Below are 25,632 nucleotides of genomic sequence, written 5' to 3' on the forward strand. Positions count from 1 at the left end.
ATCCGCGGCGCGCCCTCCCTGCCCGGTGCGCGTCATCCCTGCCCGGTGGATGCATGGCGGCGAAAAAAAGGCCGCGCCTCCACGGACTTGGCGCCTTCGCCCGCCGGCTGATAATGATGACGAAATGATTACGCTGCAAGGAGGGTTCCGCCATGCCTCGCGCCCACGCCGCGATGATCGGCCTTCTCGCCTGTGTCGGCCTCGCCGGCGCGGCCCCTTTTGCGCATGCGGACGAGCAGCGCGCGCAAGGCTCGAGCGCACAAGACATACAGGCGCAAGACCTGCGCATGCAGGAGCCTCCTGCGCGGACGCCCATATTCGCCTCGGCGGATCAGGGTTGGATCGTGACGGTGGGCGTCATGGGCGCGCTGACCCCGAGCTTTCCGGGCTCTGGCACGCTGCGTCCCTATCCGTTTCCCTCGATCAGCTTCCGACGCATCGGCGAGCCGGAGCTGTTCTCGACGCCCGACGATGGATTCGGCTTCGCCATTCTCGACTACAACGGCTTTCGCGCCGGTCCCGTGGCGAATTTCGTGTTCAAGCGCGGACAGCGCGACGGGCTCGCCGGCGTGCACACTGTCGAGCTCACGCATGAGATCGGCGGCTTCGCCGAATATCAGGGCGAGCATTTCCGCACGCGCGCCGAGCTGCGGCAGGGCATAGACGGGCACAAGGGCTTCGTCGCCTCGCTGGGGGCCGATCTCTATGGCGGCGATGGCCGCGCGACGCTCTCCATCGGACCGCGCCTCAGCCTCGGCGACAACCGATACGCCAACGCCTATTTCTCGGTGACGCCGTTCGAATCTCTGGCCAATGGCCGCATCGAGCCCTATGAGGCCAATGGCGGATTCACCGCCGCCGGCGGGCTCGCCACCTTCCGCTATAATTTCACCAAGGACACCAACGCCACCATTTACGGCGGCCTGCAGCGGCTGACCGGCAGCGTCGGCGCGAGCCCGATTCCCAATGAGATCGGCTCCCGCAATCAATTCACCGCCGGCCTCTCCATCGCCCGCTCCTTCGAGCTGCGCGGCTTTTCTTGGTGAAGCGCCGCTCGCGCTGTCCTTGACTCTGACAAAGATGAATGCAACTCTCATTCGTCATGGCCGATAGACTACGCTCGACCTTTTTCCAGCGACTGGCGCTGGGGCTCTATACGCTGACGATCATCGTCGGCGCGCTGGGCTTCGCGTCGCATCGCGGCCATGGTGGAGCGGGCGTCAGCGTCTTCGAGGACCGCGCCGCTTTCTGCCAGGACTTCCAAAAGGCCCATGGCGCGCCCGAGACGCCCTTCGTCGTCTGCTGCGACGCCTGCGTCTCCAGCACACCGCCGACATTGCCGGCGACCATCACGCATATCGTTTATCGTTTCGAGATTTCCACACGCTTCGATTTCGCCTCTCGCCTCGGTCGGGACCTCGATGAGAGCCCGGACAATCTCCGCTCGCGAGCGCCGCCTGCCTTCGTCTGACGTCGATGCGGCCTTCCCGGACGTTCTGCGTCCGGCTTGTCTCCTAAGATTCGTTCCTCGTTTCGCTCGCATCTGAACGCGCGGGCGTCACGCAGGCCACAGGAACAAGAAACACGAATTGTCGCGCTTCTCTCCCCAGAGTCGTGACGATTCGAGCGGACTTCCGCGAGCGCTCGCCGTCTCAGATGGCGGACCCCGCAACGCCGTCACCCATGTCTCATCCTCGACGCGCCTTTCCCCGAGGCGTGGAATCTCCCCCCGATGCGAGGCGGGCCATGGCGACGGAAAAGCGGTTCAGGGCCGGCGAGGCTCGCGGAATCTGTCGACCGACTTGACGGGCGAAGATCGGACCTCCCTCCGATCGGCTGCGCCTCTCGAGCGAGCGCTGAGCGGACCACTCCGGTCCTTGCCGCCTCGCTCCTCTCGTCGGCCGCCACTGCGCGGCGCTCCCTTCTCCCCCGGAGGGAGCGCCGCCCTTGGGCGGCCTCTCCCCTCGCTTCCTAATTCTCGCTGGCCGCGACCACCTCCTGCTCGATCGCTCCGAAGATCGAATGGCCGGCGGAATCACGCATCTCGATGCGGATGCGGTCGCCCGGCTGCAAAAATCGCGTGCGCGCCGCGCCGCCGAGCAGGCTCTCGACGACGCGCTGCTCGGCGAGGCAGGAATAGCCCACCCCGCCCTCGGCGATCGGCCTGCCCGGCCCGCCATCGGCCGCGCGATTTGACACTGTGCCGGAGCCGATGATGGCGCCGGCGCAAAGCGCGCGCGTGCGCGCCGCATGGGCGATGAGGCGGCCGAAATCGAAGGTCATGTCGACGCCGGCGTCGGGCCGGCCGAGCGGCGCGCCATTGATGAAGGAGAGCAGCGGCGCGGAGAGCGTCGCGCCGTCCCATGCAGCGCCGAGCTCGTCCGGCGTCACGGCGACGGGAGAAAAGGCCGAGGCGGGCTTGGATTGGAAAAAGCCGAACCCCTTGGCCAGCTCGCTGGCCGTGAGGCCGCGCAAGGTCACGTCATTGGCCAGCATGACGAGCGCGACGCGCGCCCGCGCCGCTTCGGCGTCCAGGCCGAGCGGAACATCGTCGGTTACGACGGCGACCTCCGCCTCGAGATCGAGGCCGAATATCTCGTCGAGAAAAGGGATGGGATCGCGCGGCCCCAGAAACCCGTCCGAGCCGCCCTGATAGATGAGCGGATCGCTCCAAAAGGAGGGCGGCATCTCCACGCCGCGCGCCTTTCGCACCAGAGCGACGTGATTCACATAGGCCGAGCCGTCGGCCCATTGATAGGCGCGCGGCAGCGGCGAAGCGCACTCATGCTCGCGAAAGCGAAAGGAGGGGATCAGCCCCGCCTCCAGCCGCTCGGCCAGCTCGGCGAGCGGCGGCGCGGCGCGCGGCCAATCATCCAGCGCCGCCTGCAGAGTGGGCGCGACCTCCGTCGCCTCCGCAGCGCGCGTCAAATCCCGCGAGACGACGACGAGCCTGCCATCGCGTCCGCCTTTCAAAGAAGCGAGCTTCATCGCTTGTCCTCACGGCGTCCCGTCGAAGCGGCGCGCGAGCCCCGCCCAGCAATCGGCATAGTCATTCTGATATGTCTCGAGCCGCGCGGCGTAGCGCGTCAAATGTTGCGGCAGCCGCGTCTCCAGCATGAAGGCGAGCGTGCCCTCGAGCTTTTGCGGGGCCAGCGCCTCCGCGCTCGCCTGCGCGAAGCTCTGCGCATCCGGCCCATGCGGCAGCATGCTGTTGTGCAGCGAGACGCCGCCGGGCGCGAACCCCTCCGCCTTGGCGTCATAGCGCCCGTAGATCAGCCCCATGAATTCGCTCATAACATTCATATGGAACCAGGGCGGACGAAACGTATGCTCGGCGACCAGCCAACGCTCGGGGAAAATCAGAAAATCGATATTGGCCGTTCCCTCCCGCTCCGAGGGCGCCGTCAGCACGCAGAAGATCGATGGATCGGGATGGTCGAAGAGCAGCGCGCCGACCGGCGCGAAACGCCGAAGATCATATTTGTAGGGCGCGTAATCGCCGTGCCAGGCGACGACGTCGAGCGGCGAATGATCGAGCCCGCAGATGAAGAATTTGCCGCCCCATTTCACCGTGAGCCGGCACGGCCGCTCGGCGTCCCCGAAAGCCGCGACGGGCGTCTCGAAATCGCGGGCGTTGGCGAGGCAATTGGCGCCGATCGGCCCGCGATTCGGCAGAGTGAAAGGCGCGCCGTAATTTTCGCACAGATAGCCGCGCGCCGGCCCTGTGACCAGCTCCGCCTTGAATTTCACGCCGCGCGGTAGGACGCCGATCTCGCCGGGCGCGATTTCCATCACGCCGAACTCGGTGACGAGGCGCAGCGCGCCCTTCTGCGGCAGCAGCAGCAATTCGCCATCGGCGTCGTAGAAATAATCGTCGATCATGGAACGCGTGACGAAATAGAGCCCCGCCGCCATGCCGCTCTGCGCATCGGCGTCGCCGGCCGTCGTCATCATGCGCACGCCGGCGAGAAAAGTGAGCGCGCAATCGGGCATGGGCGGCGGCCCCCAGCGATAGCGGCCGAGCGGCAGATCATGCTCCTCGCGCGACGGCGCGCTTTGCCAGAAGGGAAGCTCGAGCCGCTCGAAGCGCCCGACATGCCGCACGGAAGGGCGAATGCGATAGAGCCAGCTGCGCGTGTTGGCGCCGCGCGGCGCGGTGAAGGGCGAGCCCGACAATTGCTCCGCATAGAGCTTATACGGGCAATGCTGCGGCGAATTCTGCCCCACGGGAAGAGCGCCCGGCAGCGCCTCGCTGGCGAATTCATTGCCGAAGCCGGACATGTAGCGGAGCGTCATGGCTAATCTCCGAATGGCGGCGCGCGCCCCACCCTCCCCTTTAGGGGGAGGGTCGGACCGCGAAGCGGTCCGGGGTGGGGTCGCTTCCCGAGATGCGGGCGCCCCCCCTCTCGCCCGCCTTCGGCGGTCGACCTCCCCCCTCGAGGGGGAGGTAGGGTCCGCGCAGCGTCGAAACCCCTCACCCTCCCCCGCGCAGCACGCCGCGCTTCACCTGATCGTCCTCGATCGACTGGAACAGAGCGCGGAAATTTCCCTCGCCGAATCCCTCGTCGCCCTTGCGCTCGATGAACTCGAAGAAGATCGGCCCGATCACCGTCTTCGAGAAAATCTGCAGCAGCAGCTTGCGCCCCTCGCCGTCGATGAGAATGCCCAGCTCGCGCAATCGCTCCAGCCGCTCGCCATGGCCGGGAAGCCGCTCCTCGACGCGCGCGTAATAAGAATCCGGCGGCGCCGGCATGAATTGCAGCCCGCGCGCCCGCAGCGCCGTCACCGTGCGATAAATGTCGTCGCAGGCGCAGGCGACATGCTGAATGCCTTCTCCCCGATAAGCGACGAGATATTCCTCGATCTGACTCTTGTCGTCGACGCTCTCGTTGATCGGAATTCGTATCTTCCCGCAGGGGCTGGTCATGGCGCGCGAATGCAGGCCGGTGAGCTTGCCCTCTATGTCGAAATAGCGAATTTGCCGAAAGGCGAAGAAGCGCTCGTACCACCCGGCCCATTCGTCCATATGGCCGCGATAGACATTATGGGTGAGGTGATCGATGACGGTGAGGCCGACGCCTTCTGGATGCGGATCGCGCGCGCCGGTCCAGCGAAAATCGACGTCGAAGATCGAGCCGCGCTCGCCATAGCGATCGACGAGATAGATCAATGCGCCGCCGACGCCGACGAGCGCGGGAATCTTCAATTCCATCGGCCCGATCTTGGTCTCCGCCGCGCTCGCGCCCAAGGCGAGCGCGCGCTCATAGGCGACGCGCGCATCCGCCACGCGAAAGCCCATGGCGCAGGCGCAAGGCCCGTGCGCGCGGGCGAAATCCGCAGCGAAGCTGTCTGGCTCGGCGTTGAGCACATAATTCACGTCGCCCTGGCGATAGAGCGTCACATCCTTGGAGCGATGACGCGCGACGGCGACGAAGCCCATCTGCTCGAGCAGAGCCGCCAGCTTCGCCGGCTCGGGATGGGCGAACTCGACGAATTCGAAACCATCCGTCCCCATCGGATTTTCCGGCGAAGGCGACATTGCGGCCTCCTTGCGAATGACGCACTCCTTCAACATATTGCGCGCGGCCAGCGATTCCAGAGCGGGCGGCGGCGGAGGCGACGACAATGAAGCTCTATGACTATTTCCGCTCCTCGGCCGCCTATCGCGTGCGCATCGCGATCGAGCTGAAAGGCTTGGATGTCGAGCGCATCCCCGTGCATCTGGCGCGCGGCGAGCAACGCCGAGCCGATTATCTCGCGAAGAATCCGCAAGGCCTCGCGCCGGCGCTCGAGCTCGACAACGGGACCATCATCACCCAATCATTGGCGATCATCGATTATCTCGACACGCTCGCGCCGCAACCGCTGCTGACGCCGAAAGATCCGCTGCTCGCGGCCAAGGCGCGCGGAGTCGCGCTCGCCATCGCCTGCGACATTCATCCGCTCAACAATCGCCGCGTGCTGGACTATTTGCGCGAACGGCTGGGGCAGGACGATTCCGGCGTCGACGCCTGGATCCATCATTGGGTTCTGCAGGGCGGGCTCGAGGCGGTGGAGCGGCTCGTCGAGCCCGGCCCCTTCTGCTTCGGCGCGCAGCCGACGATTGCCGATGTCTGCCTCGTGCCGCAGCTCTTCGCGGCGCGGCGCTTCTCGACGCCGCTCGAGACGCTGCCGAAGCTTCTCGCCGTGGAGGCGCATTGCCTCGCCCATCCGGCCTTCGCCGCGGCGGAGCCGTCGCGACAGGCGGACGCCGAATAAATCCGACTAGACCTCGGCTTTTCGCCGCCGGCTCTGCGATGATCGAGCCTGTCACGCCCGCGCCGCCGCTCCATATGGCTTAGTGGCGAGGATGCGCCGTCGTGGGCGGCGCCGTTCCGCTTTTCGCCTTTTTCGTCGTCGACAAAGACCGTCGGAATCGATCGGAAGAACGTCATGTCGCTTCGTCTGCGTCTCGTCCTCGGCGTCGCCGCTCTGCTCGCCAATGCGGGCTCTGCGACGGCGCAATATTATTTCTGGCCGGAGTCGACCCAGAACGGCGCGGCGGCCGATCCCGACGCCGAGACGCAGCCGCGCCGCCAGCGCGCGCGCGCCAATTGGCCGTTCGACGAGGAGCGCCGCGAAGCTCCGCGAGCGCGCGGCAGGGAAAATCGCGAGCGTGACAATCGCGACCGGGACCGCCTCGCCGCCCTGCCGCCGGACGCCGATCCGAATTATTCGACGCCGATCGATTATGACGACGATGTCGACATGCGGCAGACGCGGCGCCGTTTCATCGGCGACCCCACCGCCGAGGAGCCCGGCACGCTGACGATCGACACGCGCGCGCGGCGTCTCTATCTCTCGCTCGAGGACGGCAAGGCGGTGGAATATGCGATCGGCGTCGGCCGCACGGGCTTCGCCTGGAAGGGCGAGGCGAAGATCGGCCGCAAAGCCTTCTGGCCGGGCTGGACGCCGCCGCCGGAAATGCTGGAGCGCCGCCCCGATCTGCCCGAGCATATGGACGGGGGCTTGAGAAATCCGCTCGGCGCGCGGGCGCTGTATCTGTTCCAGGGGCAGAAGGACACTTTGTTCCGCATTCACGGAACCAATGAGCCGGAAAGCATAGGACGCGCGGTCTCTTCCGGCTGCATCCGCATGCTCAATGCGGATGTGATCGATCTCTATAAGCGCGTCGCCAAAGGCGCCCGCGTCGTGGTGCGGTGATCAAGCCGCCCGCGCGCGCGCCTCGGATTGGAGCAGATCGCCGATGAGCGCGGCGATCGTCGCCATGGTCGCCATGCTGCGGCGCTGCAGCATGGACTTCGGAAACTCCACATCGAGCGCGGCCTCGAGCCACAGCATCACCTGAATGGCGCAGAAGGGCGAGAGCCCGGCGGCGTAGAGATCGGCCTCGGCGGCGAGGCTCGCCGCGGCGACCCGCAGACCGCCTTTGGCCTCTATGGCGCGGCGGATAATCTCGATCGACGTTTCGCTGCTGATGATTTCGGTCTTCATGGCCCGCCCCCTCGCTTCGCGCTCTCGTGTCGTCGAGCGTGAGAGAAGCATAGGAGGCGCCGCCCGGCGCGGCTGTGCGCCTTCGCACGAGCCTCGCCGCGAGCGCGGCCGTCGCCGATTGCCGATGCATCGGCGCGGCCTATATGGCCGGCTGTTCGACGGCGCCGAAAAAGGCGCGACCTTTGCCCCAGGATGAGAGCCGATGGCGACGCGGCCGATGGCGCGACCGGATGTGGCTTCGCCTCCACATGGCGACCCTCCCCTCGAGACCGAGCCATTGCGCGCCCGGCTCGCGGCGACGCGCGCGCGCACTCTGGCGCTCGCCGCGCCGCTCGGCCCCGAGGATATGGCGGCGCAGGCGATAGAGGAGGCGAGCCCCACGAAGTGGCATCTCGCCCATACGAGCTGGTTCTTCGAGACCTTCGTGCTGGCGCGCTTTCTGCCCGGCTATCGCCTCTTCGATCCCGCTTTCGGCTATTGCTTCAACTCCTATTACGAGAGCGCCGGCGCCAGGCAGCCGCGGCCAAGACGCGGCCTGCTGAGCCAGCCTTCGCTCGAGCGCGTCATGGCCTATCGCCGCCATGTCGAGGAGGCGCTGGAACAGCTCTTCGACTCGGGCCTCGCGCCTCAGAGCGAGGCGGCGAGGCTGCTGGAGCTCGGGCTGCAGCATGAGCAGCAGCATCAGGAACTGATCCTCAGCGACATTCTCGCGCTCTTCGCCGCCAATCCGCTGCGGCCTGCCTATCGCGCCGCGCCGCCGCGCAGCCTCTGCGGCGCGCCGGAGCCGCTGCGCTGGATCGGCTACGCCGGCGGAATCATGCGCATCGGAAGCGACGCAGACGACGAGCATTTCGCCTTCGATAATGAGGCGCCGCGCCATGACGCGCTGATCCACCCTTTCGAGATCGCCGATCGGCCCGTGACCAACGCCGAATGGCTGGAGTTCATCGAGGATGGCGGCTATGGCGATCCCGCCTTCTGGCTTTTCGACGGCTGGGCGACGATCCAGCGCGAGGGCTGGGAGGCGCCGGCCTATTGGGAGCGGCGCGGCGACCTCTGGCTTGCCATGACGCTGGAAGGATTGCGGCCGCTGGAGCCCGCCGCCCCTGTCGTCCATGTCAGCTTCTACGAGGCCGACGCCTTCGCCCGCTGGGCCGGCGCGCGCCTGCCCACCGAATTCGAATGGGAAACGGCAGCGCAGCAGGAGCCGATCGTCGGCAATCTGCTCGAAGGCGGCGCGCTGCGCCCGCTGCCGCCGGCGGAGACCTTCCAGGGCCATGCGCGCCAGCTCTTCGGCGATGTGTGGGAGTGGACCGGCAGCGCCTATCTCCCCTACCCCGCCTATCGCCGGCCGGCCGGCGCCATAGGCGAATACAACGCCAAATTCATGTGCGACCAGCATGTGCTGCGTGGCGGCTGCTGCGCGACGCCGCAGAGCCATATTCGCGCGAGCTATCGCAACTTCCTCTATGCGCGCCAACGCTGGCTGTTCGCCGGCCTGCGCCTCGCCAGGGATGTCGGCCGATGACCAATGATATCGATCGCGCGGAGCCTGCCGCGCCGAAGGGCCGCGGCTTCGCCGCGGATGTGCTCGACGGTCTCTCACGCGCAGAAAAGCGCCTCTCCTGCCTCTATTTCTACGATGCGACAGGCAGCGAGCTGTTCGACGAGATCACGCGGCTGCCAGACTATTATCCGACGCGCGTCGAGACGGACATTCTCGCCGCGCATGGCGAGGAGATGCTCGACGGCGCCGGAGAGGACGCAGCGCTGGTCGAGTTCGGCTCCGGCTCCAGCCGCAAGACCGAAATATTGCTCGAGCGCGCGCCGCGCCTCGCCCTCTATGCGCCGATCGACGTCTGCGCCAGCGCGCTGGAGAAAGCGCGCGCGCGTCTTTCCGCGCGCTTCCCGCATTTGCGCGTCTGCCCCATCGTCGCCGATTTCTCGCGGCCGGCGCCGCTGCCCGCCGATCTCGCCGATCGCCGCCGCATCGGCTTCTTTCCCGGCTCGACGATCGGCAATTTCGCGCCGGACGAAGCGCGCGCTCTGCTGATGGCCATGCGCGTGTTGCTCGGGCCGGGCGGGCGGCTCATCGTCGGCGTCGATCTGAAGAAGGACCCGTCGCGCCTCATCGCCGCCTACAACGACGCGCATGGCGTGACGGCCGCCTTCAATCTCAATCTATTGGCGCGCATAAATCGCGAGCTCGGCGGCGGCTTCGATCTCTCGGGCTTTTGCCATCAGGCGATCTATGACGCGCGCGCCGGCCGCATAGAAATGCGCCTCGTCAGCCGCCGCCGCCAGACGGCGAAGATCGGCGGCCACGACTTCGCCTTCTCGCGCGGCGAGGCGATCCATACCGAGGACTGCTACAAATATGGCGTGGACGAGTTCCGCGTCACGGCGAGCGACGCCGGCTGGGCGCCCGGCCGCGTATGGATGGACGCGGAGGCGCTGTTCAGCGTGCATGAGCTGCGGGCGCCGTAGGGAGCGCTCTCGATCCTGGCGATCTGTTGCGACCCTCATCCGACCTCGCTTCGCGAGGCCACCTTCTCCCACAAGTGGGAGAAGGAATGCGCCATACGATTGTGGAGCCAAAAGAGGTTCGCGCTCCTTCTCCCGCTCGCGGGAGAAGTTGGCCCTCGCGTCAGCGAGGGTCGGATGAGGGCTCTTCACAAGACGCAAGCTTTCTAAGCCTTCATCGATGAAATAGCAGCCGCGGCAGATCGCGCATAGCACGGCGCCAGCTCGCGGTATAGATTTCACAGTTGCAGCTCATAGCATCATCGTTGCAGGACGGGGCCACGCGCCGTCACGATCATTTCATGAATTTCACGTCGACATAAGCCGTCACCTCGACAGGAGCGACCGCGATGAACATCGTCTCTCCCACCGTCACTTCGCCGCCGCTCGCAGAAGCGACCCCGCGGGAGATCGACCTCAGCGGCGAAATCCCCTCCTTCGACACGCTGGATCGCGCCGCCCGCGCCTTTGCGGCGCGCTTCACGCAGGGCGTCTCGCCGCTCGCGCAAATGTCGGCCTGGCTCGATTGGGCGACGCATCTCTCCCGCGCGCCGGGACGGCAGATCGAACTCTCGCTCGCCGCCATGCAGGACGCCGCCAGATACGCCCAATTCGTCGCTCATGCGGCGCGCGGCGAGGCCGTCGCGGCGCCCTTCGCGCCCGCGCCTTTCGACAAGCGTTTCGACGACCCCGCCTGGGACGCGCCGCCTTTCGCCTTTTGGAAGCAGGGCTTTCTCGCGAGCGAGCATTGGTGGCGGCAGGCGACGCGCGAGGCGCGCGGCATGACGCCCAATGACGCCGCCCGCGTCGCCTTCATGGCGCAGCAATGGCTCGCGCTGTTCTCGCCCTCCAACGCCTTCTGGCTCAATCCCACGGTCATCGACCGCACGATGAAGGAAGGCGGCGCCAATCTCCTGCGCGGCGCGGAAAATTTCATCGAGGACTATACACGCACGCTTCTGAACACGCCCAATGGCGGCAATGGCTTTCGCGTCGGCATCGACGTGGCGGCGACGCCGGGCGAGGTGATCTTCCGCAATGAGCTGATCGAGCTCATTCAATACGGCCCCTCGACCGAGACCGTCCACGCCGAGCCCATATTGATCGTCCCGGCCTGGATCATGAAATATTACGTGCTCGATCTGCGGCCGCAGAATTCGCTGACGCGCTATCTCGTCTCGCAGGGCTTCACCGTCTTCATGATCTCCTGGCGCAATCCGACGCCGGAAGATCGCGATCTCTCCTTCGACGATTATCGCGTCTGCGGCGTGCTCGCCGCGCTGAATGCGATCGACGCCGTGCTGCCCGGCCGCAAGGTCCACGGCTGCGGCTATTGCCTCGGCGGCACGCTGCTCTCCATCACGGCAGCGGCGATGGCGCGCGATCACGACGAGCGTCTCGCAAGCCTCACTCTGCTCGCCGCGCAGACCGATTTCAGCGAGCCGGGCGAGCTGATGCTGTTCGTCGATGCGGCGCAAGTGGCGTTTTTGGAAGACATGATGTGGGATCAGGGCGTGCTCGACACGCGGCAGATGGCGGGCGCCTTCGCCGCGCTGCGTTCCAATGAGCTGGTCTGGGCCAAGGCGGTGCGCGAATATCTGCTCGGCGAGCGGCAGAAGCCCAATGATCTGATGGCCTGGAGCGCCGATCAGACGCGCATGCCCTATCGCATGCATTCGCAATATTTGCGCGGGCTTTTCCTCGAGAATCGCCTCACCGCCGGCCGCTACGCCGTGGAGGGCGAGGTGGTGGCGCTGAAGGATATTTCCGCGCCAATGTTCGTCATCGGCACGGAGACCGACCATATCGCGCCCTGGCGCTCCGTGTACAAGGTCCATCTCTTCACCGACAATGAGCTGACCTTCGCGCTCACCACCGGCGGACATAACGCCGGCGTCGTCTCGGAGCCCGGCCGTCGCGGCCGCTCCTATCATGTCGGCCTGCGCCCGGCGGGCGGCCACTATGTCTCCGCCGACAAATGGCTGGCCGCGGCGCGGCGGGAGGAAGGCTCCTGGTGGCCGCTCTGGGCGGAATGGCTCGCCGCCCATGGCTCGGCGGAGCGCGTTTCGCCGCCGCCCATGGGAGAAGCGACGCGAGGCTTTCCGCCGCTCTGCGCCGCGCCCGGAAACTATGTCCACGAACATTGAGCGCTTTCCGCTCGACGCGCGGCGAAATACTCGTCAAAGTGCGATCGTGGCTCTGGGCGGGGCGATACCGTGTCGAATTCTTTGTTGCGCATTGCTTATTTCGAGGGGCTCGACCCCGCCGAGGCGGAGCGGATCGCCCGCAAATGCATTTGGCGGCGCGTCGATGAGCGCGAGCTCGTCGTCGATTACGACGACCGCTCGACCGACGTCTATTTCATCGTCTCCGGCGATCTGCGCGTGCTCATCCGCACGCCGGCAGGCAAGGAGGTCATTCTCTGCGATCTCCATCCCGGCCAGATTTTCGGGGAGATGGCGGCGATCGACGGGGCGGAACGCTCAGCCAATGTCTCGGCTCTGACCAAATCCGAGCTGTGCATCATGCCGTCGAGCGTGTTCAAAACCGTGCTGTTCAGCCAGCCGGCGGTCTGCGAGAAGGTGCTGCGCCTGCTGACGAAACGCATTCGCGATCTCAATTCCCGTCTGTTCGAGCGCTCCGTGCTCGATCTGCGCCACCGGCTCTACGCCGAGCTGCTGCGGCTGGCCCTGCCGCGCAAGGGCCATGAGGGCCAGTCGATCATCTCGCCGCCGCCGCTGCAGCACGATCTCGCCGCGCGCATCGGCTGCCGCCGCGAGCAGGTCAATCGCGAGGTGCAGGCGATGATCCACGAGGGCCTCGCCGAGAAGATCCGCGGCGGGCTGGTGCTGCTGCGCCCCTCGACGCTGGAGCAGCGTCTGACCGCCTGCCTCGAGCAGGCCGGCTGAGCCCGCCTCTGTGCGCTCTCGCACAGAGGCGCGACCGCGCACCCGCCTAATATGGCGATACGCGCTCGACCAGAGCGCCCAACCCGCCGGACGAGCCCGCAATGTCCTTTGCTCTCATCTCCCTTTCTCTTTGCGCCGAGCTCTGCGGGCTCGGCCCCCATGAGATGATTCCCGGCGCCACGCCCTCGCCCGCTCATCGATCCCTTTACGAGAGCTATCTGATGCTCTGTGATCGTGGCGCTGATTTCGTTCGCGATCTCATCGTCTCCGACATGCGCCGAGCGCTCGACATAGGCGCGACCCGCCGCGCCGCCGAGCTGCTGCTGGTGCTGCGCCGCTTCCTCTCGGTTCCACGCGGCGCGCCGCGCTTTCGGGCGCCGCCGCCGGACGCGATGGCGCTGGAAGCCGCTCTCGGGGTCATCGACAGGCTCGCTGCGCTGCGCCCGTCGCCCGAGGCGTCGCGCCTCTCCCGATACGGTCATGCGCGGGGCCGGCCTCTCGACGTGACCTGCCGGCGACAGCCGGGCGGCTTATGCGCGGCGCGGCCCGGCCCGGCTTGCGCGCCGCGGCGTTTCGAGTCAGCTTGAACCGCGCCTTCGGCGAACATCTCGTGTCCTCCATGGACGCGCAAAGGAGGCGTGATTGAAGCGGTCGCGGCGACGCAGGCCCGCCTATTTTCTCGCGACGGCCACGGCGGCCGTCGCCCTGCTCGCGATCGGCCGGCTGCAGCCGCCGGCCTTGGACGATCTGCGCAATTTCGTCTTCGACTCCTATCAGCGCCTCGCCCCACGCCCCTATGATCCCGGCCTTCCCGTGCGCGTGATCGCGGTGGATGAGGACAGCCTCGCCGCCTTCGGCCAATGGCCGTGGCCGCGCACGCGGCTCGCCACGCTGCTCGACAAGCTCGTCGAGGCGGGCGCGGCGGCCGTCGCCTTCGATATCGTCTTCGCCGAGACGGATCAGACCAGCCTCGATCATTATGCGCGAGGCCTGCCGGACGGCCCCGCCAAGACGCAGATCGCCACCATCGCCGCCGGCGCCATTCCCAATGATCGGATTTTCGCGCAGTCCATCGCCGCCGCTCCGGCGGCGCTCGGCCTCACCCTCTCGAGCGCCGGGCAAGAGCGCGCGCCGCCGCAAAAGGCGGGCGTCGCCATCGCCGGCGACGATCCCTCCGCCTTCCTCGCCGCCTTCCCCGCCGCTGTCGCGCCGATCGCGGAACTGGCCGCGGCGGCGCGCGGCCTCGGCGCGACCAATTGGGCGCCCGATCGCGACGGCGTCGTGCGCCGCATTCCGCTGCTCGCCATAGGCCCCGGCGGCGGCGTCACGCCCTCCCTCGCGCTGGAGGCGCTACGCGTCGCCCAGGGCGCCTCGACGATCATCGTCCGCTCTTCCAACGCCAGCGGCGAAACCGCCTTCGGACGCCAGACCGGCGTCAATGCGGTCAAGGTGGGCGCCTTCGAGATCGCCGTCGGCTCCATAGCGGATATTCGCCCACGCTATGGAGCCGAGGCGCCCCGGCGCATCGTCTCGGCGGCCGCAATTCTCGAGGATCGCGCGCCGCGCGACGAGATCGACGGGCGCATCATATTCATCGGCACCACCGCCGTCGGCCTCGGCGATATTCGCGCGACGCCGCTGCAGCCGACCATTCCCGGCGTCGAGATTCATGCGCAAATTCTCGAATCGCTGCTCTCGGGCGCGCTGCTATCGAGGCCCGATTGGGCCAATGGCCTCGAGCTCGTGGTCGCCGGCGCGGCATTCCTGCTCATCGCCGCGCTGCTGCCGCTGGTCGCGCCCTTGATCTCGGCGCTCGCCGCGATCGGCTCGATCGGCGCGCTCTTCGCCGCGTCTTTCCTCGCTTTCGATCGCTACGGCCTGCTCGTCGACGCTGCTTTCCCCAGCCTCTCGGTCGCTCTCGCCTATGGCGTCGGCGCCGTGGCGTTATGGCGCCAAGATCAAGCTGCGCGGCGCCATGTGCATATGGCTTTCGGCAAATTCATCGCGCCCGCCGTCGTCGAGGGCCTCGTCGAGCACCCCGAGCGGCTGGTGCTCGGCGGCGAGACGCGCGAGCTCACCGTGCTGTTCTCCGATCTGCGCGATTTCTCGACCATCTCGGAGGGGCTGAGCGCGCAAGAGCTCACGCATTTCATGAACGCCTATCTGACGCCGATGACGGACGCCATTCTCGATCGCGAAGGCACGGTCGACAAATATATAGGCGACGCCATCATGGCGTTCTGGAATGCGCCGCTCGATATCGCCGATCATCCGCGCAAGGCTATTCGAGCCGCGCTCGATATGCGCGCGGCCATGGCGCGTTTCAACGACGAGCGCGCCGCCGAGGCGACGCGCGAAGGACGCGACTATCGCAAGGCGGCGATGGGCATAGGACTCAATCTGGGGCCTTGCAGCGTCGGCAATATGGGCTCGACGCGACGCTTCGACTATTCGATCCTCGGCGACGTGGTGAATCTCACGTCGCGGCTCGAAGGACTGTGTAAATGGTTTCGCGTGGATATTCTCGTTTCCGGCGATTTGCGCGACGCCGCCGCGGGCTTCGCCTGGCTCGATCTCGGCGCGGCGCAAGTCGTCGGACGTTCGACGCCGACGCGCATCTATGCGCTCGCCGGAGACGAGAGCTTTGCGGCGAGCCCGGCTTTCATGGCATGGCGTGACGAACATGTGAGGATGATGCGTTATCATGCCGAATGGGAATTCGCCCGCGCCCGCGTCGCAGCGGCGGAATTGAGGGCGTCCGTCGAATCGCATTGGAGTGGTTGCTATATGGCTATGGAACAGCGATTTGCAGCCTTCGAGGCGGCTCCCCCCATGCGGAACGGAGGCGCGCCCATTTGGAAGATGGACAGCAAATGACGGGCGCGACAGTGGAAAACGCGGATGAGACGCGCAGGCTGCGCTATTGGCGGCGAATCGCGGAGGCGCATGAGCCGGGCGCCTATGAGGCGCTCGACCAAGCCTATCGCCAGCCGCATCGCGCCTATCACAGCTGGGCGCATATAGACGAGCTGCTCGCCGGACTCGAGCGTTTCGATTCGCTCGCCGCGCGGCCCGATCTCGTCACCGCGGCGATCTTCTGGCACGACGCCGTGCATCTGGCGCGCGATCCAGATGGAAAGACGCGGCTCGACCGGCAGAATGTGCGCGACAGCGTCGCCGCCTTCCGTCGCCACACGGTTCTCGCGGGAAGCGAAGCGCAGGCCGTCGAAGATCTGGTGATGGCGACCTCCGATCACGCCGGCGCGCGCGCAACGACGGAGCATTACGAGGGCTTCTCCGGCGATCTCGATCTCTTCGTCGATCTCGATCTCAGCCCGCTCGCCGCGCCTTGGGAAATCTTCGCCGCCAACACGCAGAAGATTCGTTCGGAATCCATCGGCGTCGAGGAGGCGGAATTCGCCGCTAATCAGGCGAAGATGCTGGAGGGGCTGGCGCAAGGCGACAGGCCGGTGTTTCGCCGCGCGGAAACGCACGCGGCGTGGGACGCGATCGCGCGCGTCAATCTCGCGCGCTGCATCGCCGGGCTGCGCGCCGCGGGACGCTGACGCAGAAGACCCAAAGAAACGCACGAAAAAAAGCCCGGCTCACGCCGGGCTTCTTGCTTTCGAGGGACGTCCGATCAGACCGGATGCGGCTCCAGCCCATCGGCGTCCGGCTCCGGCGAGGGCCGCGCATCGGTCGTCGGCGCGGGCGAGGGACGCGCGGGCGGCGCCGCCGGCGGCACATCCTCGCGCACCGGTATCTTGCCCTGCAGCAGGCCGATCATCTCGTCGCCGGTCAGCGTCTCGAACTCGAGCAGGCCATTGGCCAGAACGTCGAGGTCTGCGCGCTTCTCGGTGAGGATGCGCTTGGCGTCGTCATAGCCTTCCTGCACCAAGCGGCGCACTTCCGCGTCGATCGTCTGCTGCGTCGCCTCGGAGAGCGTCTGCTGACGCCCGATCGAATAGCCGAGGAACTGCTCCTGCTGCGGATCGGCATAGGCCACCGTGCCGAGCTTGTCGGAGAAGCCGAGCTGCGTCACCATTGCTCTCGCTATGCGCGTGCATTGCTGAATGTCGCTCGCCGCGCCCGACGTCACCTTGTCGTGACCGAAGACGAGCTCCTCCGCGACACGACCGCCCATCGCCAATGCGAGCATGGCTTTGAGCTGCTCATAGCTCTGCGAGATCTGGTCACGTTCCGGCAGGCCCTGCACCATGCCCAGCGCGCGGCCGCGCGGGATGATCGTCGCCTTATGGATCGGGATAGAGCCGGGCATGTTGAGCTGCACCAGCGCGTGGCCACCCTCGTGGAAGGCGGTGAGGCGCTTCTCCTCCTCCGTCATCACCAGAGTGCGACGCTCGGCGCCCATCATGATCTTGTCGCGGGAGTCCTCGAACTCCTGCCGCGTGACGATGCGCTTGCTGCGTCTTGCAGCCAGCAGCGCCGCCTCATTGACGAGATTCATCAGATCGGCGCCCGAGAAGCCCGGCGTGCCGCGCGCGACGACCTTCAGATCCACATCCGGCGCCAGCGGCACCTTGCGGGCGTGAACCTTGAGGATCTTCTCGCGGCCGATGAAGTCGGGGTTCGGCACATTGATCTGACGATCGAAGCGGCCCGGACGCATCAGCGCCGGATCGAGCACGTCGGGGCGGTTGGTCGCGGCGATGAGGATGATGCCCTCATTGGCCTCGAAGCCGTCCATCTCGACGAGCAGCTGGTTCAAGGTCTGCTCGCGCTCGTCATTGCCGCCGCCGAGTCCGGCGCCGCGGTGACGACCCACCGCGTCGATCTCGTCGACGAAGATGATGCACGGAGCATTTTTCTTGGCTTGCTCGAACATGTCGCGCACGCGGCTCGCGCCGACGCCGACGAACATTTCGACGAAGTCCGAGCCGGAGATGGTGAAGAAGGGGACATTCGCCTCGCCGGCGATGGCGCGCGCGAGCAAGGTCTTGCCCGTGCCGGGCGGACCGACGAGCAGCACGCCGCGCGGAATGCGTCCGCCGAGGCGCTGGAACTTCTGCGGGTCACGCAGGAATTCGACGATCTCCTGAAGGTCTTCCTTGGCCTCGTCGACGCCGGCGACATCCTCGAAGGTGACGCGGCCCTGCGTTTCCGTCAGCAGCTTGGCCTTGGACTTGCCGAAGCCGAGCGCGCGGCCGCCGGCGCCGCCCTGCATCTGGCGGGCGAGAAAAATCCACACGCCGAGGAAGGCGATGAGCGGCAACGCATTCAAGAACAAGGTCATCCACCAGCCGCCGCCGTCGCTCGCGGGACGGGCGCTGATGGCGACATTCTTCGCGGTCAGCCGCTGCACCAGCGACGGATCATTGGGCGCATAGGTTGTGAAGGAGCGATTATCCGCGAAATGCCCGCTGATCTCATTGCCGGCGATCGTCACGTCATGGACGCGGCCGAGATCGATCTGCGCCAGCAATTCGCTGAAGGTGATGTCACGTCCTGCGGAGCGCTGGTTGCGCTGATCGAACAGCATGGCCAGCGCGACGGCGAGCAGCGCGACTATCGCGAATATCATGAAGGGCTTGTAATTCACTTTCATCGACGACCTCCGACGGACCGTCAGCCGGCCGCGGGAGACACATTTCCCGCGTCGACGGCGCGTGTCGCTTTTATGACCTTACGACAGCATTCCCAAGTCGCCAAATTAAATGCAGTCATGCGCCATGGCGAGAAAACATGAGCCGGGCCGCGGTCCGAGCGTCGTCTGCGCCGCGGCCGCGCTCTACCGCGCGACCGAGACAAAAAGTCGCAGCGCCGCTCCGTCGCGGGCGCCTTTTTCCGAGCCTGCGCTCAGACAGATATGATTTGAAAAGGAGAGCGGCGGATGGAGGAGGCGAGCGTCGGCTCTGCGACACTCGGCTTTCGCGCGCGCGGGATGCATTGCCACGGCTGCGAGCGCGCCATAGAGCGCGCCGTCGGCGAGCTTCCCGGCATTGCGAGCGTGAAGGCCGATTATCCGACCGAGCGCGTGAGCGTGGCCTATGACCCCGCCGCCGTCACGCCCGAGGCGATCCGCGCCGCGGTCGAGCGCCAGGGCTATCGCGCCGTCCCCACGGAGGAGCCCGCCGGCGGCCGCCTCGGCAAGATTCTCGGCGTCCTCCTCGGCCTCGCGGGCGTCGCTCTGCTGATCTTCATCGACACGCATTGGATCGGCGAGGCCGGCGCGCCGGACGTCAGCCGCCATATGAGCCTCGAGCTGATTTTCCTGCTCGGCCTGCTCACCGGCTTTCATTGCATCGGAATGTGCGGCGGCTTCGTGCTGAGCTACACGGCCGATGACGCGCGGCTCGGACGTCCATCCTATCGCTCGCATCTGCTCTATGGCGCGGGCAAGACGATCTCCTACACGGCGATCGGCGCCTTGTTCGGCCTCGTCGGCGCCTTCATCGCCTTCACGCCCATGCTGCGCGGCGTCGCCGGCGTCGCGGCGGGCGCTTTTCTGATCGTCTTCGGCCTCAACATGCTCGGCCTGTTCGCGCCGCTGCGGCGCTTTCGCTTCGCTCTGCCCGCGCCCTTGCAGCGCTCTGTCGACCGGCGTGCGGCGGGCTCGCATCGGCCTTTCGTCATCGGCCTCTTGAACGGGCTGATGATCGCCTGCGGGCCGCTGCAGGCGATGTATGTGATGGCGGCGGGAACCGGCAGCGCGCTCGAGGGCGCGAAAATGCTGCTCGCTTTCGGGCTCGGCACGCTGCCCGTCATGATGAGCTTCGGCGCTCTGTCGACTCTGGTCTCTGCCTCGCTGACGCATCGCCTGCTGATGGCCTCCGGTGCGATCGTCGTGGCGCTCGGCGCGGTGATGATCAATCGCGGCATGATCCTCACGGGCTGGGGCTATGATCTGCAATCCATGATCGGAAACTTGCGCGGCGCAGCCGAGCGCTCGATTCTTTCACCTGCGCCTGCGCCCTCCCCTGCGCCGGCAGCCGCGCCCGCTGTGGGGCCGCAGGCTTCGGCGCCGCAGCCGCGCGGCGCCTATCAGACGATCGAGATGGATGTCGTCGCCACGGGCTTCTTGCCCAATCGTTTCACGCTCGCCAAGGGAGTCCCCGTGCATTGGGTGATCGACGGCAAGGAGATCACCAATTGCAACAAGCGCATCGTCGTTCCGAGTCTCGCCCTCGAATTCGACGTGAAGCCCGGCGTCCAGACGATCGAGTTCACGCCGCGCGCGGCCGGCGTCATTCATTGGAGCTGCTGGATGGGCATGCTGCGCGGCGAGTTCGACGTGCAGAACGCGCCCGCGCCGGCCATCGCCGCGAAGCCTGCGGAAGAAAGGCCGAGCGCGCGCTCCGTCGCGCATGACGACCTCTATCGCATCGCCGCGGGCGACACGCTGCGCAACATCGCCGTGAAGCTCTATGGCGACGGCACGCGCTGGAAGGAGATTCTCGCCGCCAATCCGGGGCTCGATCCGCGGCGGCTGAAGCCCGGCGAAACGATAAGGGCGCCGCGCGACGAGCGCTGACCGCTCACGCCAAATATTTGGGCAGCTCGCGCTCGAATTCGGGAAAATACAGCGAAATCACGCTCACATCGAATTGTCCGAGAATCTGCTCCTTGGGCTCGCGCTCGAGCAGGAAGCGAAAGGCCGCGTCGAGACATTGCTCGGCGCTGGAAACGCCGCCGCCCAATCGCTCGGCGAGCACGCGCGACATGGTCACGCGATGGCGCGACTTGCTCGCGGCGTCACGCACGACGACATCGAAGGTGAGGGTATTGGGAGCGCCATTGTCGCGGCGCGCAATATCGATCGCGATGGTCATGCAGCCTCCGCCAGAAGCGTCTCTATATCCGCCGCGATCGCCTGCGGCCGATCGGTCGGCGCATAGCGCTTCACGACGCGGCCCTTTCGATCGACGAGAAATTTGGTGAAATTCCATTTGATCGCCTGCGTGCCCAAAACTCCGGGCGCCTGCGCCTTCAAGAAACGATAGAGCGGATGCGCGTTCTCGCCATTCACGTCGATCTTGGCGAAGAGCGGAAAGGTGACGTCATAGCTCGCCGAGCAGAAGGCGCCGATGGCGGCCTCGTCGCCGGGCTCCTGATGGCCGAACTGGTTGCAGGGAAAGCCGAGCACGGCGAAGCCGCGGTCGCGATAGGCGCGCCACAGCGCCTCGAGCCCCTGATATTGCGGAGTGAAGCCGCATTTGCTCGCGACATTGACGATCAGCAGCGCCTGGCCGGCCCAATCGGCGAGGCTCACGCTGTCGCCGTTCAGGCGACGCGCTTCGAAATCATGGACGCGATTCTCGCGGACAGGGCTCATGGCCGAGGCGACCTTTCGACATATTCGCCTCGATCGCGGCGCGCGAGGGGCTCCCCGAAACCGCCGCTGAACGGCGGATCGGCGGAGCCACTCGGCCAATATGGCGCAGACTCGCGCTTTCGTCACCGCGCCCGCCGGCATCTAGAGCCGATAGCGGGCACTTTCCGTCTCTCAGGCCTCGGCGAGCAGGGCGTGAATGTCGGGCTCCATCTGGCGCGGCGTGTTGGTGGCCTGGAAGCGCTTCACCACATTGCCCTTGCGGTCGATGAGGAATTTGGTGAAGTTCCACTTCACGTCTTCCGCCGGACCCGGGTCCTTCTCCTTCAGCAGCTTGTAGAGCGGGTGCTGATTGTCGCCATTCACCTCGATCTTGCTGAACAGCGGGAAGGTCACGATGAAGCGGGTGGAGCAGAAGGTCTTGATCTCCTCGTCCGTTCCCGGCTCCTGATTGCTGAACTGGTTGCAAGGGAAGCCCAGAATGACGAACCCCTTGTCGCGGTTCTCGTTCCAGATCGCCTCGAGGCCATTGTATTGCAGCGTGAAGCCGCATCGGCTCGCCACATTGACGATCAGGATCACCTTGCCGGCGTAGTCGCCGATCTTGACGGTTTCGCCGTCGATCGTGCGCGCTTCGATATCATAGAGCTCGGACATGACTGAGAAGGTCTCCGTTCTTTGCGCGGCGCCCGAGAGCGCGCGGCGCATTCTGGGCGCAGAATGGCCGCGCGCGCTTTTTTGGGCAAGCCGGGAAACGCCTAAATTCGCGGCGCCTTCGCCTCTTCAGGCGGCGTCGACATTCTCGTCCATCTCCTCGCCGAGCCCGTACTCCTTCATTTTGCGGTAGAGCGTCGAGCGGCCTATGCCCAGACGACGCGCAATCTCCGACATCTGACCGCGATAATGGACGAGGGCGAATTTGATGACCTCGGCCTCCAGCTCCTCGAGGCGGCGCATGTCGCCATGCGGACCGAGCAGCGCCATCACATTGGGATCGCGAATCTCGACGCGGACGATCTCCCGCTCCGGCGCGGCGCCGGGCGCGGCCGGCGCCGGGACCGGCGGGACGCGGGCGGAAAAGCCCTCCACATGGGCGGCGATCTGCGGGAACTCGTTGACCGTCAGCTCGTCGCCATCGGCCAGCACCACGGCGCGGAACACGGCGTTCTCGAGCTGGCGGACATTGCCCGGCCAGTCATAGCTGGCCAGCAGCGTCGTCGCCTCATGCGAGATGCCGCGCAGGCGCTTGTTCTCCTCCGCCGCGAAGCGGATGGCGAAGCGGCGCGCCAGATCGCCGATATCGTCGCGGCGCGCGCGCAGCGGCGGAATGGTGATGGGGAAGACGTTGAGGCGGTAGAACAGATCCTCGCGGAACTGGCCGCGCTTCACCTGCTCGATCAGATTTTGATTCGTCGCCGAGATGAGGCGAATATCGACGCGCACCGGACGCTTGGAGCCGACGGGATCGATCTCGCCCTCCTGCAGGGCGCGCAGCAGCTTCACCTGCGTCTCGAGCGGCAATTCGCCGATCTCGTCGAGGAAGAGCGTGCCGCCATTGGCCTCGAGGAATTTGCCCGCATGCTTCTCGGTCGCGCCGGTGAAGGCCCCCTTCTCATGGCCGAAGAGGATGGATTCGACGAGATTGGCCGGCAAAGCCCCGCAATTGACCGTGACGAAGGCCTTGCCGCGGCGATCCGAGCCGCCCTGAATGGCGCGCGCGACGATCTCCTTGCCGACGCCCGACTCGCCCTCGATGAGCACGGGAATATTGGAATGAGCGGCGCGCTCGCCGAGGCGAATGACGCGCGCCATCTCCTCGCTGCGCGACACGAGATCGCGGAAGGTCAGCGCGCCGTCCCGGCGGCGATTGACGCGACGCAGCTCCCCGGCGAGGGCGTCTGCGGACAGCGCATTTTTGATGGAGACCTGCAGGCGCTCGGCGCCGACCGGCTTCACGACGAAATCATGCGCGCCGGCGCGCATCGCCGAGATCACCGTCTCGATGGAGCCATTGGCGGTCTGCACGATGACGGGCACGTCGATCTTGAGGTCGCGCAGGCGCGTCAGCACGCCCATGCCGTCGAGATCGGGCATGACGAGATCGAGAATCAGCAGATCGACCGGCGTCGCGCCATTCTGCGTCAGCCGCGCCAGCGCCTGCTCGCCGCCCTCGACAGTCTCCACCTCATAGCCGAAGCGCCGCGCCGAAGCCTCGAGCAAGCGGCGCTGGACCGGATCGTCGTCGGCGATCAGAATCGTAGAAGTCATTGATCCTCTTGAAATCTCTTAGGCCTGCGCGGCGGGGGCTCGGACGGATCGCGACGATCCGCGGCGTGCAATAGAGGATGTGGACGACGCCACCTTCCGGCCATGCTCGGAGATCAGGGTAAAGGCGTCGTTAACGTGAGCCTCGCCGTCGGGAGGAATCCAAAGGCCGGGGACGGGAAAAGCTCCTGTGCGGCTCGCGACCAGGCGGCCTGCGACTTGCATTTTTTCCGTTCCGTGCCCGATATTCGGCGAAGCGCCCTTCATCCTCAACTCCCGGTTCGAACCATGCCGCATCTTCACGCCCGCGTCCAAGGCCCCCTTCGCGACTCCGTCTCCGAGGCTCAGGCCGGCGGCCCCGGCTCCGCGCTCCCCGAATGGAATCTCGCCGACCTCTACGCCGCGCCGGATTCGCCGGCGCTGGCCGCCGACATTGCGGCGGCGGAGAAGGAGGCCTCAGCCTTCGCAGCCGAGCTGCGCGGCCGCCTGAGCGAATTGGCGGGCGGCGCGGCGGCGAGCGAGACGCTCGGCGAGGCCGTGCGGCGCTATGAGGCGCTACAGGACCTGTTGGGCCGAATCATGTCCTATGCGGGACTGATCTACGCCGGCGACACCACCGATCCGGCCCGCGCCAAATTCTATGGCGACATTCAGGACAAGATCACTGAAATCTCCACGCAATTGCTGTTCTTCCAGCTCGAGCTGAACCGTATCGACGACGCAATTCTGGACGCCGCCGCGGCGACGGCGCCGCTCGCGCATTGGAAGCCCTGGCTCGAAGATATTCGGATGGAGAAGCCCTATGAGCTCTCCGACGAGCTGGAGCGGCTCTTCCACGAAAAATCCGCCACCGGCCGCGCGGCCTGGAACCGCCTCTTCGACGAGACCATCGCCTCGCTGCGCTTCTCGATCGGCGGCAAGGAGCTGACGATCGAGCCTGCGCTCAATCTAATGCAGGATTCGCGCGAGGAGGTGCGACGCGAAGCCGCGCTCGCCGTCGGCGCGACGCTGAAGGCCAATCTGCGCACCTTCGCGCTCGTCACCAACACGCTGGCCAAGGACAAGGAGATCGGCGATCGTTGGCGCGGCTTCGAGGATGTCGCCGACTCGCGCCATCTCTCCAACCGCGTCGAGCCGGAGGTGGTCGCGGCTCTGGTGGAGAGCGTGACGAAAGCGCATCCGCGGCTCTCGCATCGCTATTACAAGCTCAAGGCCAAATGGTTCGGCAAGGAGGCGCTGGATTATTGGGACCGCAACGCGCCGCTGCCCTCCGTGCCTTCGCACAATTATAGCTGGGACGAGGCGCGCGACATCGTTCTCACCGCCTATTCGGGCTTCGCGCCGCAAATGGCGGAGATCGCCTCGCGCTTCTTCGACAAGAGCTGGATCGACGCGCCGGTGCGGCCGGGCAAGGCGCCGGGCGCCTTCGCGCATCCGACCGTGCCCTCCGCGCATCCTTATGTGCTGGTCAATTTCCAGGGCAAGACGCGCGATGTGATGACGCTGGCCCATGAGCTCGGCCATGGCGTGCATCAGGTGCTGGCCTCGCGCCAAGGCGCGCTGATGGCGCCGACGCCGCTGACGCTCGCCGAGACGGCCTCCGTCTTCGGCGAGATGCTGACCTTCCGCTCGCTATTGGCGCAAACGACCGACATCGAGAAGAAACGCGCGCTGCTCGCCGCCAAAGTGGAGGATATGCTCAACACTGTGGTGCGGCAGATCGCCTTCTATTCCTTCGAGCGCAAGGTCCATACCGAGCGCAAGAATGGCGAACTGACCGCCGACAAGCTCTGCGAGCTGTGGATGAGCGTGCAGAGCGACAGTCTCGGCCCGGCCATCCGGCTCGGCGAAGGCTATGAATCCTTCTGGGCCTATATTCCGCATTTCGTGCATTCGCCTTTCTATGTCTACGCCTACGCCTTCGGCGATTGTCTCGTGAACTCGCTCTATGGCGTCTATCAAAAGGCGGAGACGGGTTTCGCCGAGCGTTATTTCGGCCTGCTCGAGGCCGGCGGCGCCAAGCCCTACAATGAGCTGCTCGCGCCCTTCGGCCTGGATGCGCGCGATCCGGCTTTTTGGGGCATAGGGCTCGAGATGATCGAGGGGCTGATCGCGGAGCTGGAGGCGATGGAGAGGTAGGTTTCATCACAT

General features: G+C 66.2%; 22 protein-coding genes. 13 read left to right on the forward strand and 9 right to left on the reverse strand.

What is annotated here, in order from left to right:
* Positions 1–152: 152 nt before the first annotated feature.
* Entirely contained in the window at positions 153–1,046 is an 894-nt protein-coding gene (locus tag GYH34_RS16750) for a MipA/OmpV family protein (RefSeq protein WP_244635189.1), read from the forward strand.
* Positions 1,047–1,084: 38 nt separating this feature from the next.
* Positions 1,085–1,471, forward strand: a complete 387-nt coding sequence (locus GYH34_RS16755) for a hypothetical protein (protein WP_161914567.1) — start codon at positions 1,085–1,087, stop codon at positions 1,469–1,471.
* 500 nt (positions 1,472–1,971) lie between these two features.
* Here GYH34_RS16755 and GYH34_RS16760 read toward each other — a convergent pair whose 3' ends face one another.
* From GYH34_RS16760 to hppD, 3 genes are all read right to left on the reverse strand, one after another.
* On the reverse strand, positions 1,972–2,988 hold the full coding sequence (locus tag GYH34_RS16760) for a fumarylacetoacetate hydrolase family protein (RefSeq protein WP_161914568.1): 1,017 nt from the start codon (positions 2,986–2,988) through the stop codon (positions 1,972–1,974).
* Between the two features lie 9 nt (positions 2,989–2,997).
* The gene (gene hmgA, locus GYH34_RS16765) at positions 2,998–4,296 is read right to left on the reverse strand and encodes a homogentisate 1,2-dioxygenase (RefSeq protein ID WP_161914569.1); all 1,299 of its coding nucleotides are present in this window, start codon (positions 4,294–4,296) and stop codon (positions 2,998–3,000) included.
* 178 nt (positions 4,297–4,474) lie between these two features.
* Complete coding sequence (hppD, locus tag GYH34_RS16770) at positions 4,475–5,575, reverse strand: 4-hydroxyphenylpyruvate dioxygenase (protein WP_174242463.1); 1,101 nt, start codon at positions 5,573–5,575, stop codon at positions 4,475–4,477.
* A 50-nt stretch (positions 5,576–5,625) separates the two neighbouring features.
* On the opposite strand from hppD, the gene maiA reads away from it, so the two are divergent.
* Both maiA and GYH34_RS16780 read left to right on the forward strand, forming a co-directional pair.
* On the forward strand, positions 5,626–6,258 hold the full coding sequence (gene maiA, locus GYH34_RS16775) for a maleylacetoacetate isomerase (protein WP_161914570.1): 633 nt from the start codon (positions 5,626–5,628) through the stop codon (positions 6,256–6,258).
* A 174-nt stretch (positions 6,259–6,432) separates the two neighbouring features.
* On the forward strand, positions 6,433–7,203 hold the full coding sequence (locus tag GYH34_RS16780; protein WP_161914571.1) for a L,D-transpeptidase: 771 nt from the start codon (positions 6,433–6,435) through the stop codon (positions 7,201–7,203).
* Here GYH34_RS16780 and GYH34_RS16785 read toward each other — a convergent pair whose 3' ends face one another.
* Positions 7,204–7,494, reverse strand: coding sequence for a phosphopantetheine-binding protein (locus GYH34_RS16785; protein WP_161914572.1), 291 nt, complete (start codon positions 7,492–7,494; stop codon positions 7,204–7,206). It lies immediately after the preceding gene.
* Positions 7,495–7,696: 202 nt separating this feature from the next.
* On the opposite strand from GYH34_RS16785, the gene egtB reads away from it, so the two are divergent.
* The 7 genes from egtB (at position 7,697) to GYH34_RS16820 (ending at position 16,492) form a co-directional block, all read left to right on the forward strand.
* Complete coding sequence (gene egtB / locus GYH34_RS16790) at positions 7,697–9,022, forward strand: ergothioneine biosynthesis protein EgtB (protein ID WP_161914573.1); 1,326 nt, start codon at positions 7,697–7,699, stop codon at positions 9,020–9,022.
* The gene (gene egtD / locus GYH34_RS16795; RefSeq protein ID WP_161914574.1) at positions 9,019–9,981 is read left to right on the forward strand and encodes an L-histidine N(alpha)-methyltransferase; all 963 of its coding nucleotides are present in this window, start codon (positions 9,019–9,021) and stop codon (positions 9,979–9,981) included. The genes egtB and egtD overlap by 4 nt, the downstream gene beginning before the upstream one ends.
* Positions 9,982–10,367: 386 nt before the next feature.
* On the forward strand, positions 10,368–12,164 hold the full coding sequence (locus GYH34_RS16800; RefSeq protein WP_161914575.1) for an alpha/beta fold hydrolase: 1,797 nt from the start codon (positions 10,368–10,370) through the stop codon (positions 12,162–12,164).
* 69 nt (positions 12,165–12,233) lie between these two features.
* The gene (locus GYH34_RS16805) at positions 12,234–12,926 is read left to right on the forward strand and encodes a Crp/Fnr family transcriptional regulator (protein ID WP_051465447.1); all 693 of its coding nucleotides are present in this window, start codon (positions 12,234–12,236) and stop codon (positions 12,924–12,926) included.
* Between the two features lie 101 nt (positions 12,927–13,027).
* A complete protein-coding gene (locus tag GYH34_RS21815; RefSeq protein WP_197745435.1) occupies positions 13,028–13,513 on the forward strand; it encodes a hypothetical protein in 486 nt (161 codons plus the stop codon).
* A 55-nt stretch (positions 13,514–13,568) separates the two neighbouring features.
* Positions 13,569–15,803 carry an adenylate/guanylate cyclase domain-containing protein gene (locus GYH34_RS16815; protein WP_161914576.1) on the forward strand — a complete coding sequence of 745 codons (2,235 nt, stop codon included), beginning with the start codon at positions 13,569–13,571 and terminating at the stop codon, positions 15,801–15,803.
* A complete protein-coding gene (locus GYH34_RS16820; RefSeq protein WP_161914577.1) occupies positions 15,800–16,492 on the forward strand; it encodes a hypothetical protein in 693 nt (230 codons plus the stop codon). The genes GYH34_RS16815 and GYH34_RS16820 overlap by 4 nt, the downstream gene beginning before the upstream one ends.
* Positions 16,493–16,566: 74 nt before the next feature.
* Here the strand turns inward: GYH34_RS16820 and ftsH are convergent, their stop codons facing one another.
* Positions 16,567–18,492, reverse strand: a complete 1,926-nt coding sequence (gene ftsH / locus GYH34_RS16825; RefSeq protein WP_161914578.1) for an ATP-dependent zinc metalloprotease FtsH — start codon at positions 18,490–18,492, stop codon at positions 16,567–16,569.
* Between the two features lie 285 nt (positions 18,493–18,777).
* Between ftsH and GYH34_RS16830 the strand changes: the two genes are divergently transcribed.
* Positions 18,778–20,418: a sulfite exporter TauE/SafE family protein gene (locus GYH34_RS16830; protein WP_161914579.1), complete on the forward strand. Its 1,641-nt coding sequence runs from the start codon at positions 18,778–18,780 to the stop codon at positions 20,416–20,418.
* 4 nt (positions 20,419–20,422) lie between these two features.
* Here the strand turns inward: GYH34_RS16830 and GYH34_RS16835 are convergent, their stop codons facing one another.
* The 4 genes from GYH34_RS16835 to GYH34_RS16850 all read right to left on the reverse strand — a co-directional run bounded on the left by GYH34_RS16835 (position 20,423) and on the right by GYH34_RS16850 (position 23,484).
* Positions 20,423–20,716 (reverse strand): hypothetical protein, encoded by a 294-nt coding sequence (locus GYH34_RS16835; protein WP_018266437.1) that lies wholly within the window; start codon positions 20,714–20,716, stop codon positions 20,423–20,425.
* On the reverse strand, positions 20,713–21,219 hold the full coding sequence (locus GYH34_RS16840; protein WP_161914580.1) for a glutathione peroxidase: 507 nt from the start codon (positions 21,217–21,219) through the stop codon (positions 20,713–20,715). The genes GYH34_RS16835 and GYH34_RS16840 overlap by 4 nt, the downstream gene beginning before the upstream one ends.
* A gap of 171 nt (positions 21,220–21,390) precedes the next feature.
* Positions 21,391–21,873, reverse strand: a complete 483-nt coding sequence (locus tag GYH34_RS16845; RefSeq protein WP_026599245.1) for a glutathione peroxidase — start codon at positions 21,871–21,873, stop codon at positions 21,391–21,393.
* 126 nt (positions 21,874–21,999) lie between these two features.
* Positions 22,000–23,484 carry a sigma-54 dependent transcriptional regulator gene (locus GYH34_RS16850; RefSeq protein ID WP_161914581.1) on the reverse strand — a complete coding sequence of 495 codons (1,485 nt, stop codon included), beginning with the start codon at positions 23,482–23,484 and terminating at the stop codon, positions 22,000–22,002.
* Between the two features lie 285 nt (positions 23,485–23,769).
* Between GYH34_RS16850 and GYH34_RS16855 the strand changes: the two genes are divergently transcribed.
* Positions 23,770–25,620, forward strand: coding sequence for a M3 family oligoendopeptidase (locus tag GYH34_RS16855; protein ID WP_244635190.1), 1,851 nt, complete (start codon positions 23,770–23,772; stop codon positions 25,618–25,620).
* Positions 25,621–25,632 lie beyond the last annotated feature (12 nt).

This window comes from Methylosinus sp. C49 (assembly GCF_009936375.1).
Lineage (GTDB): Bacteria > Pseudomonadota > Alphaproteobacteria > Rhizobiales > Beijerinckiaceae > Methylosinus.

What these genes read in the sequence shown, in the direction of transcription:
- GYH34_RS16830 (WP_161914579.1), top strand. Translation starts at nt 18,778, where the DNA reads ATGGAGGAGGCGAGCGTCGGCTCTGCGACACTCGGCTTTCGCGCGCGC.
- GYH34_RS16800 (WP_161914575.1), top strand. Translation starts at nt 10,368, where the DNA reads ATGAACATCGTCTCTCCCACCGTCACTTCGCCGCCGCTCGCAGAAGCG.
- GYH34_RS16855 (WP_244635190.1), top strand. Translation starts at nt 23,770, where the DNA reads ATGCCGCATCTTCACGCCCGCGTCCAAGGCCCCCTTCGCGACTCCGTC.
- GYH34_RS16840 (WP_161914580.1), bottom strand. Translation starts at nt 21,219, where the DNA reads ATGAGCCCTGTCCGCGAGAATCGCGTCCATGATTTCGAAGCGCGTCGC.
- GYH34_RS16780 (WP_161914571.1), top strand. Translation starts at nt 6,433, where the DNA reads ATGTCGCTTCGTCTGCGTCTCGTCCTCGGCGTCGCCGCTCTGCTCGCC.
- ftsH (WP_161914578.1), bottom strand. Translation starts at nt 18,492, where the DNA reads ATGAAAGTGAATTACAAGCCCTTCATGATATTCGCGATAGTCGCGCTG.
- GYH34_RS16750 (WP_244635189.1), top strand. Translation starts at nt 153, where the DNA reads ATGCCTCGCGCCCACGCCGCGATGATCGGCCTTCTCGCCTGTGTCGGC.
- GYH34_RS21815 (WP_197745435.1), top strand. Translation starts at nt 13,028, where the DNA reads ATGTCCTTTGCTCTCATCTCCCTTTCTCTTTGCGCCGAGCTCTGCGGG.
- maiA (WP_161914570.1), top strand. Translation starts at nt 5,626, where the DNA reads ATGAAGCTCTATGACTATTTCCGCTCCTCGGCCGCCTATCGCGTGCGC.
- GYH34_RS16820 (WP_161914577.1), top strand. Translation starts at nt 15,800, where the DNA reads ATGACGGGCGCGACAGTGGAAAACGCGGATGAGACGCGCAGGCTGCGC.
- GYH34_RS16835 (WP_018266437.1), bottom strand. Translation starts at nt 20,716, where the DNA reads ATGACCATCGCGATCGATATTGCGCGCCGCGACAATGGCGCTCCCAAT.
- GYH34_RS16755 (WP_161914567.1), top strand. Translation starts at nt 1,085, where the DNA reads ATGCAACTCTCATTCGTCATGGCCGATAGACTACGCTCGACCTTTTTC.
- hppD (WP_174242463.1), bottom strand. Translation starts at nt 5,575, where the DNA reads ATGTTGAAGGAGTGCGTCATTCGCAAGGAGGCCGCAATGTCGCCTTCG.
- GYH34_RS16845 (WP_026599245.1), bottom strand. Translation starts at nt 21,873, where the DNA reads ATGTCCGAGCTCTATGATATCGAAGCGCGCACGATCGACGGCGAAACC.
- egtB (WP_161914573.1), top strand. Translation starts at nt 7,697, where the DNA reads ATGGCGACGCGGCCGATGGCGCGACCGGATGTGGCTTCGCCTCCACAT.
- egtD (WP_161914574.1), top strand. Translation starts at nt 9,019, where the DNA reads ATGACCAATGATATCGATCGCGCGGAGCCTGCCGCGCCGAAGGGCCGC.
- hmgA (WP_161914569.1), bottom strand. Translation starts at nt 4,296, where the DNA reads ATGACGCTCCGCTACATGTCCGGCTTCGGCAATGAATTCGCCAGCGAG.
- GYH34_RS16850 (WP_161914581.1), bottom strand. Translation starts at nt 23,484, where the DNA reads ATGACTTCTACGATTCTGATCGCCGACGACGATCCGGTCCAGCGCCGC.
- GYH34_RS16760 (WP_161914568.1), bottom strand. Translation starts at nt 2,988, where the DNA reads ATGAAGCTCGCTTCTTTGAAAGGCGGACGCGATGGCAGGCTCGTCGTC.
- GYH34_RS16785 (WP_161914572.1), bottom strand. Translation starts at nt 7,494, where the DNA reads ATGAAGACCGAAATCATCAGCAGCGAAACGTCGATCGAGATTATCCGC.